Origin of the sequence: uncultured Thiohalocapsa sp. (assembly GCF_913062725.1) — a bacterium.
GTDB lineage: Bacteria > Pseudomonadota > Gammaproteobacteria > Chromatiales > Chromatiaceae > Thiohalocapsa.
In genome coordinates, this window is the sequence record NZ_CAJXWY010000102.1 from 1 (window position 1) to 7,823 (window position 7,823).

A 7,823-nucleotide genomic window follows, 5' to 3' on the forward strand; every position below is an offset into this window, starting at 1 on the left:
GGCGTCGTGACCTCTGGGTTCGGCTACCGCCGCCACCCCATCACCGGTCGTCGCAGCATGCACAAGGGCATCGATATCGCGGCCAAGTCGGGCACCGATATCGTTGCCATGGCCGACGGCATCGTGATCTTCTCCGGACGCAAGGGCGGCTATGGCAACATCGTCGAAGTGCGCCACGCCAACGGGCTCGAGACCCGGTATGCCCACAATCAGCGCAATCTGGTGAAGGAGGGCGACATGGTGAGCAAGGGCCAGATCATCGCCAAGCTCGGCTCCACGGGGCGCTCCACGGGGCCGCATATCCACTTCGAGGTGCGGCGCAACGGCGAAGCGATCAACCCCATGCAGTACCTGGATCTGAGCAGGAAATCCCGTCTCGCCCGCCTCTGACGCCCTCGCACATGGCGGCCACACCGCACCCGCCGTGCCCCGGTGGGTGCGCCATCGTTGTGCTGCAGTCGGGTCACACGCGCAGCGCTCGGCCCCACCTTCGGGTATCCTATAGAGATTTCTTCACGCCGCTGAGGTCCCTTCGCGGGCAATTCATGGGTATCAACGTCTTCAAGAAGCTCTTCGGCAGCCGCAACGACCGTCTGGTCAAGAAGCTGCTCAAGATTGCCGAGTCCATCAATGCGCTGGAAGACGGGCTGGGGCGCCTGAGCGATGCCGAGCTGCGCAGTCGCATGGAGCGGCTGCGCGAGCGCGCGTGCGCCGACACACCGCTGCAGGATCTGCTCGACGAGACCTTCGCCGTGGTGCGCGAGGCGGGCAAGCGCGTGCTGGGGATGCGCCACTTCGATGTGCAGCTGGTGGGCGGCATGGTCCTGCACGACGGCAAGATCGCCGAGATGCGCACCGGCGAAGGCAAGACGCTGGTGGCCACCCTGGCCGCCTGCCTCAACGCCCTGCCCGCCAAGGGCGTGCACGTGGTAACCGTCAACGACTACCTGGCCCGTCGTGATGCCGCCTGGATGGGGCAGATCTACGACTTCCTGGGCCTCACGGTGGGTGTCATCAACAGCTCGGGGGGCGGCAGCCCGGACACGGCATCTTTCCTTTACGACCCGGCCTTCGAGCCCGCCGCCGGCGAGCCCGGCTACCGCCATCTGCGGCCGTGCACGCGGCGCGAGGCCTATGGTGGCGATATCACTTACGGCACCAACAACGAGTTCGGCTTCGATTACCTGCGCGACAACATGGCCTTCACGCCGGAGCAGCGTGTCCAGCGTGATCCCTTCTACGCCATCGTCGACGAGGTGGACTCCATCCTCATCGATGAGGCGCGCACGCCGCTCATCATCTCCGGGCCGTCGGAGGGCAGCACCGATCTGTACAAACAGATCGACCAGGTTATCCCGAGCCTGACCCGCCAGGAGCCCATCAAGAACGAAGAGGGCCAACCGGACTTCGGCCCCGGTGATTTCTCCGTGGACGAAAAGTCCCGCCAGGTGTATCTGAGCGAAGAGGGGCACGAGCGGGTGGAGGCCATGCTCATGGAGCTCGGCCTCCTTGGAGATGGTGAGAGCCTGTATGATGCGACCAACATCGTCCTCATGCACCATGTCTATGCCGCATTGCGGGCGCATGCGCTGTTCCAGAAGAACGTGGACTACATCGTCCGCGACGGGCAGATCATCATCGTCGACGAGTTCACCGGCCGCACCATGCCCGGCCGGCGCTGGTCCGAGGGCCTGCACCAGGCCGTCGAGGCGAAGGAGGGGGTGGAGATCCAGCCCGAAAACCAGACGATGGCCTCCATCACCTTTCAGAACCTGTTCCGGCTCTACCCCAAGCTCGCCGGCATGACCGGCACCGCGGATACCGAAGCCTACGAGTTCCAGAGCATCTATGGGCTCGAGGTGGTGGTGATTCCGACCCACAGGCCCATGGTCCGCCAGGATCGCGGCGATCTCGTCTACCTGACGCAGGACGAGAAATACCGCGCAATCATCGACGATATCAAGGTGTGCGTCGAGCGCGGCCAGCCGGCGCTGGTGGGCACCGCTTCCATCGAGACCTCCGAGCTGGTCTCGAATCTGCTCAAGCAGGAGCAGATCGACCATGAGGTCCTGAACGCCAAGCAGCACGAGCGCGAGGCGGGCATCGTTGCCCGCGCCGGCGAGCCCGGCGCCGTGACCATCGCCACCAACATGGCGGGTCGCGGCACCGATATCGTGCTCGGCGGGAATCTGGACGCCGAGCTCGAGGCGGTCGCAGATGCGGCGGCGCGCGAGCGCATCAAGACCGACTGGCAGGCCCGCCACCAGCGCGTCATCGCCGCCGGCGGACTGCATGTCATCGGCACCGAGCGCCACGAGTCGCGGCGCATCGACAACCAGCTGCGCGGGCGCTCGGGGCGCCAGGGTGACCCGGGCTCCTCACGCTTTTACCTGTCGCTGAAAGACAACTTGATGCGCATCTTCGCCTCCGACAAGGTCGGCAACATGATGCAGCGCCTGGGTATGCAGGAAGGCGAGGCCATCGAGCATCCGTGGGTGACGAAGGCCATCGAGAATGCCCAGCGCAAGGTCGAGGGGCGCAACTTCGACATCCGCAAGCAGCTCCTGGAGTACGACGACGTCGCCAATGATCAGCGCAAGGTGATCTACGAGCAGCGCCGGGAGCTCATGGACGGCGAGGACATCTCCGGCACCGTCGCGGCCATGCGCGCGGACGTCCTGGATAACCTCATCAGCGGCCACGTCCCGCCACAAAGCCTGGAGGAGCAGTGGGACGTGCCCGGGCTGTCCCAGGCGCTGGCGGACTTCTTCGGTGGCGACTGGCCCATCCAGCAATGGCTGGACGCGGATCACGATCTGCACGAGGAGACGCTGCGCCAGCGCATCGCCGATACGGTCGCCGGCTACTACGCCGAGAAGGAAAAGCTCGTCGGCGCCGACACCATGCGCCAGATCGAGAAGGCGGTGATGCTGCAGACCCTGGACACCCAGTGGAAAGACCACTTGGCACAAATGGACTACTTGCGCCAGGGTATCCACCTGCGGGGCTACGCGCAGAAGAACCCCAAGCAGGAGTACAAGCGCGAGGCCTTCGAGATGTTCTCGGCCATGCTCGCGAACATCAAGCAAGAAGTGGTGCGCACGCTTTCGCGCATGCAGGTGCGCTCGCCGGAGGACGTGGCACCCGCGGAGCCCCGCCAGCGCGACTTCCAGTTCAAGCACGAGGCCTTCTCTGGCCTCGGCGCCGCCGCCGAGCCGGCCACTGCGGACGGCGATCAGGCCGCCGGTGCGGCCCAGCAGGCACGGGCGACGGGGCGGCGTCAGACAGCGGCGGGCGTCGGTCAGGACGCGGCTCCCGGCGCCGATCATCAGCCCTTTGTGCGGGGCGAGCGCAAGGTCGGCCGCAATGAGCCTTGTCCCTGCGGGTCGGGCAAGAAATACAAGCAGTGCCACGGCAAGGTGGCCTGAGCCCGGTGGCGGCATTACGCATCCCGGGCGTTCGTCTCGCCGCCGGCGCCGCCGGGATCCGTTATCAGGGGCGGGATGATCTGGTGCTGATGGCCCTGCCGCCAGCCGCGCAGACGGCGGCGGTGTTCACCACCAATGCCTTCTGCGCCGCACCGGTGCAGCTGGCCCGGCGGCACCTGACACAGACTTCGCCACGGTGGCTGCTGATCAACGCCGGCAATGCCAACGCCGGCACGGGTGCCCGCGGTCTCGCCGACGCCGAGGCCTGTTGCAGCGCACTCGCCGTCGCCGGCCACTGCGACCCGGCGCAGGTTTTGCCGTTCTCCACCGGCGTCATCGGCGAATATCTCCCGGCGGCGCGCATCGCCGCAGCACTCCCAACCTTGCTCACCGCGCTGCGCGAGGACGGCTGGGAAGACGCCGCCCGTGCCATCATGACCACCGACACGACGCCGAAGACCGCCAGCGCGCGCTGCGACATCGACGGCCGTGAGGCGACCGTGGTGGGCATCGCCAAGGGCGCCGGCATGATCCGCCCGGACATGGCCACCATGCTCGCCTTCCTGGCCACGGACGCCGCCGTGCCGCAAGCGTTGCTGAGTGCGATCCTGCGCGAGACCGTCGCCGACACCTTCAACGCCATCAGCATCGATGGTGATACCTCCACCAACGACGCTTGTGTGCTCTGCGCCGCCGCGACCCTGGACGCACCCCCGGTGCGTACCGAGACGGCGGCCGCCAGGGCGTTGACCCAAGCGGTGCACAGCGTTTGTGACACACTCGCCACGGCCATCGTCCGCGATGGCGAAGGCGCGACCAAACTGGTGACGCTGGAGGTGGCGGAGGCGGCGAGCCCCGCCGAGGCGCGCACGGTTGCCGACACCATCGCCCACTCGCCGTTGGTCAAGACGGCGCTGTTCGCGTCCGATCCAAACTGGGGACGGATCCTGGCCGCCGTCGGGCGTGCCGGTGTACCTGAGCTCGACATCGCGCGGGTGCGTATCTGGCTCGATGACTGCCTGATCGTGAGCGGCGGCGGGCGCGACGAGGATTACACCGAGGCCGCGGGTCGTGCCGTCATGGCGCAGGACGCCCTGCGTATCCGCGTGGCCCTGGGGCGGGGGCAGGCTGCGGTGCGCTTGCTCACCTGCGACCTGAGCTATGACTATGTCCGGATCAATGCCGAGTACCGGACCTGAGGGCCGTCCCAACCCGCACAAGCGCCTTGTCCACGTCGCCGCCGGCGCCCTGCTCGACGGCCGGGGGCGGGTGCTCATCGCCCGGCGCGCCGCCGACGTGCATCAGGGCGGGCTGTGGGAGTTCCCCGGCGGCAAGCTGGAGCCCGACGAGCCCGCCCGCCGCGCGCTGGCCCGGGAATTGCGCGAGGAGCTCGGCGTCGAGGTGCGAAGCGCCCGCCCGCTGATCCGTGTGCGCCACGACTACGACGACCGCCGGGTGCTGCTGGATGTCTTCCTGGTGTCCGGGTTCGCCGGCGAGCCGCGGGGCCTGGAAGGTCAGCCGCTGGACTGGGTAGCGCCGGCGGCCCTGGACGCGCAGCGCTTCCCCGCGGCGGACAAGCCCATTATCGATGCCCTGCGGTTGCCGGTGCGCTATCTGATCACGGGGGCGGACCCGGGCGACGCGTCGGGCTTCCTGCGCCGCCTGGAGGCTTCGTTGGCAGGCGGTCTCGAGCTGGTGCAACTGCGTGCCCATGGCATCGGCGATGCGGCCTACTGTGGCCTCGCCCGACAGGCCTTCGCCCTGTGCCGGCAGGCCGGCGCCAGGCTGTTGCTGAACCGCCGTCCGCAGGCCATGGCCGATGTGCCCGCGCACGGACTGCACCTGCAGGCGCACGCCCTGTGGCGTCTAGACGCGCGTCCGGCGGGTGCGGCGCTGGTCGGCGCCTCCTGTCACAGCGCGGCTGATCTCCAGCGCGCCGCGGCGCTCGGGCTGGACTATGCGCTGCTGGGTCCCGTCATGCCCACGGCGACCCACCCACGGGCCGTCCCCCTCGGCTGGCAGCGGTTCGCGGCGCTGGCCGACGCGGCTACGCTGCCGGTGTATGCCCTCGGCGGCCTGTCCGAGGCCGATCTCGAGCACAGCTTCGTCCATGGCGCCCAGGGCGTCGCGGCGATCTCCGGGTTTTGGCGCACGGTGTGAGGGCTATCGCCGTTGGCGCCGCGGGCCACGAATCAATCCGCCCGGGTCATCACAGCGTCATGTAATGGTCGTATGACGGTCATGGTACGCTCGCCACGACAGCGCGCGGTGCCCATGAGCGTGCGCGTTTCACCGGATCTTCATGCGGTGTCAATACCACCGCAACAATCGCACGCGACCATAGCGGGTATTTGGACCCGCCGTGGTGGCCCGTATGCGTGCAGCGTTCAGTGTCGGTCAGGTCGAACGTCTCCATCCCCTCAAATATCGCAGCATTTGGATCTCCGATGTCCATTTGGGCTTCCGTGGCTGCCAAGCGGAATTTCTTCTGGACTTTCTGCAGGCCACCGAATGCCGCCAGCTCTACCTGGTCGGCGACATCATCGATATTTGGGCCATGAAAAACGGCGTGCACTGGCCGCAGTCCCACAACAATGTGGTGCGCGCTGTGCTGGACAAGGCGCGTAACGGCACCGAGGTGATCTATGTGCCGGGCAACCATGACGAGATCCTGCGCCCCCACGTCGGCAGCGACTTCGGCAACGTGGCGGTGCGCGACGAGATCGTCCATACCACCAGCGACGGGCGTGAATTCCTGATCCTGCATGGCGATAAGTTCGACCACGTGGTCCAAAACGAGCGCTGGCTCGCGGTGCTCGGCTCCCACCTGTACGATCTGCTGCTGTCGGTGAATCACCGGCTGAATTGGATGCGACGGCGGCTCGGGCTGGGCTACTGGTCCCTGGCGGCCTATCTGAAGCATCGGGTCAAGGACGCCGTCAATTACATCGGCGACTTCGAGCGGGCGGTGGCCGGCGAGGCCAGGGCGCGCCGGGTGGACGGGATGATCTGTGGTCACATCCACCATGCCGAGATCCGGGACATCGACGGCGTCACCTATTGCAACTGCGGCGACTGGGTGGAGAGCTGCACGGCCCTCGTGGAGCATCACGACGGCACCATGGAGCTCGTGCGCTGGACCGAGCAGCAGGAAATTCTCACCACCGAATGGCCGCTGTCCGTGCATACGCCGGCGGCGGCGATGGTGCGTGCGGGCTAAGTCCCGAGCTGGGCGCGCGAGCCGGGCGCTCGGGCTCAGCGCCGGGCGCCGTCGACGGCGGCGAGCAACCGGCGATACCGGTCCCAGTCGAACGCGGGTCCGGGGTCTGTCTTGCGCCCGGGGGCCACATCACTGTGGCCGACGATCCGCTCGGCGGTGATCGCCGGAAAGCGACGCATGATCTCGCCGGTGAGTGCGGCCAGGCGCCGATACTGGGCGGCGGTGAAAGGCGTCTCATCCGTGCCCTCGAGCTCGATGCCGATGCCGTAGTCGTTGCACTCGCTTTTGCCGTGCCAGCACGAGCGCCCGGCATGCCAAGCCCGTTGCCAGAGATCGACGAACTGCACCGTCTCGCCGTCGCGGCGGATGAACAGATGCGCGGAGACGGGATTGCTGGCGATGGTCGCGAAATAGGGGTGCGCGTCGGGGTCGAGCTGTCCGCAGAAGAGCTGCTCCACCCAGGGCCCGCCGAATGCCCCCGGCGGCAAGGCAATGTTGTGGATGACCAGCAGGTCGATCACGGTGCCCGCCGGACGCGCGTTGCAGTGCGGTGACGGCACGCGGCGCACGGCCTCGAGCCAGCCATCCCCGCCCAACGCCTGTTGCTGAGCCATGTCGCCGTCAGCCCCGCTTCGCCGCCATGTCCTCGATGACGGGAGCGGTGAGGCTGACAAAGCCCGCCACCTCGCCGTCGCTCACGACCGGTGCCCGGGACCGATTGAAGCGGGAAACGCGCCGGGCACCGTCGCGGATGTCCCTGTCCGGCGAGACGCTGATGGCCGGCTTCGACATGATCGCGGGGATGTTCACCCGGTCCAAGACGCTGTCATGCGGTGGGCAGCAAGCTTCTGGGCGGCGCATGGTCTATTCCGGTGTCAGGCAATATGCGGCGGGCGGGGCTCGGCGGCCAGGGGCTGGTATGCTGGTTCGGGTCCGAGGACATCACCACGGCGACCCTCGCGGGCTGCTCTTCGATCTGCAAAGACCCACAACCCGATGCGCCAGGTCCAACCTCGGCGCTGCCTCGCGAATAGTATACCCGGCGGCTGTCAATGTCCGGCGCAGGCGTCTGCGGGCTGGGTTGCAGCTGACGGGGGACGCCGTGAATACGTCCCTGTAGGCTTCACGACAGCATCCCTGCTGTCGAGACCCCCGCCAGCCGCAACCCAGCCCGC

General features: G+C 67.5%; 7 protein-coding genes. 5 read left to right on the forward strand and 2 right to left on the reverse strand.

Annotated elements, in window-relative coordinates; genetic code table 11:
* The 5 genes from QZ588_RS17310 to QZ588_RS17330 all read left to right on the forward strand — a co-directional run.
* Positions 1 to 390, forward strand: a 390-nt coding sequence (locus QZ588_RS17310; protein ID WP_295544278.1) for a M23 family metallopeptidase, incomplete at its 5' end; no start/stop codon positions are given.
* A gap of 155 nt (positions 391 to 545) precedes the next feature.
* The gene (gene secA, locus QZ588_RS17315) at positions 546 to 3,428 is read left to right on the forward strand and encodes a preprotein translocase subunit SecA (RefSeq protein ID WP_295544280.1); all 2,883 of its coding nucleotides are present in this window, start codon (positions 546 to 548) and stop codon (positions 3,426 to 3,428) included.
* Positions 3,407 to 4,627 (forward strand): bifunctional glutamate N-acetyltransferase/amino-acid acetyltransferase ArgJ, encoded by a 1,221-nt coding sequence (gene argJ / locus QZ588_RS17320; protein WP_295544282.1) that lies wholly within the window; start codon positions 3,407 to 3,409, stop codon positions 4,625 to 4,627. Before secA ends, argJ begins: the two co-directional genes overlap by 22 nt.
* On the forward strand, positions 4,596 to 5,588 hold the full coding sequence (locus tag QZ588_RS17325; protein ID WP_295544284.1) for a Nudix family hydrolase: 993 nt from the start codon (positions 4,596 to 4,598) through the stop codon (positions 5,586 to 5,588). The genes argJ and QZ588_RS17325 overlap by 32 nt, the downstream gene beginning before the upstream one ends.
* Before the next feature lie 214 nt (positions 5,589 to 5,802).
* Positions 5,803 to 6,648, forward strand: coding sequence for a UDP-2,3-diacylglucosamine diphosphatase (locus tag QZ588_RS17330; RefSeq protein WP_295544286.1), 846 nt, complete (start codon positions 5,803 to 5,805; stop codon positions 6,646 to 6,648).
* A 35-nt stretch (positions 6,649 to 6,683) separates the two neighbouring features.
* Here the strand turns inward: QZ588_RS17330 and ampD are convergent, their stop codons facing one another.
* Positions 6,684 to 7,262, reverse strand: a complete 579-nt coding sequence (ampD, locus tag QZ588_RS17335) for a 1,6-anhydro-N-acetylmuramyl-L-alanine amidase AmpD (RefSeq protein WP_295544287.1) — start codon at positions 7,260 to 7,262, stop codon at positions 6,684 to 6,686.
* A 7-nt stretch (positions 7,263 to 7,269) separates the two neighbouring features.
* The gene (locus tag QZ588_RS17340; RefSeq protein ID WP_295544289.1) at positions 7,270 to 7,458 is read right to left on the reverse strand and encodes a CBS domain-containing protein; all 189 of its coding nucleotides are present in this window, start codon (positions 7,456 to 7,458) and stop codon (positions 7,270 to 7,272) included.
* Positions 7,459 to 7,823 lie beyond the last annotated feature (365 nt).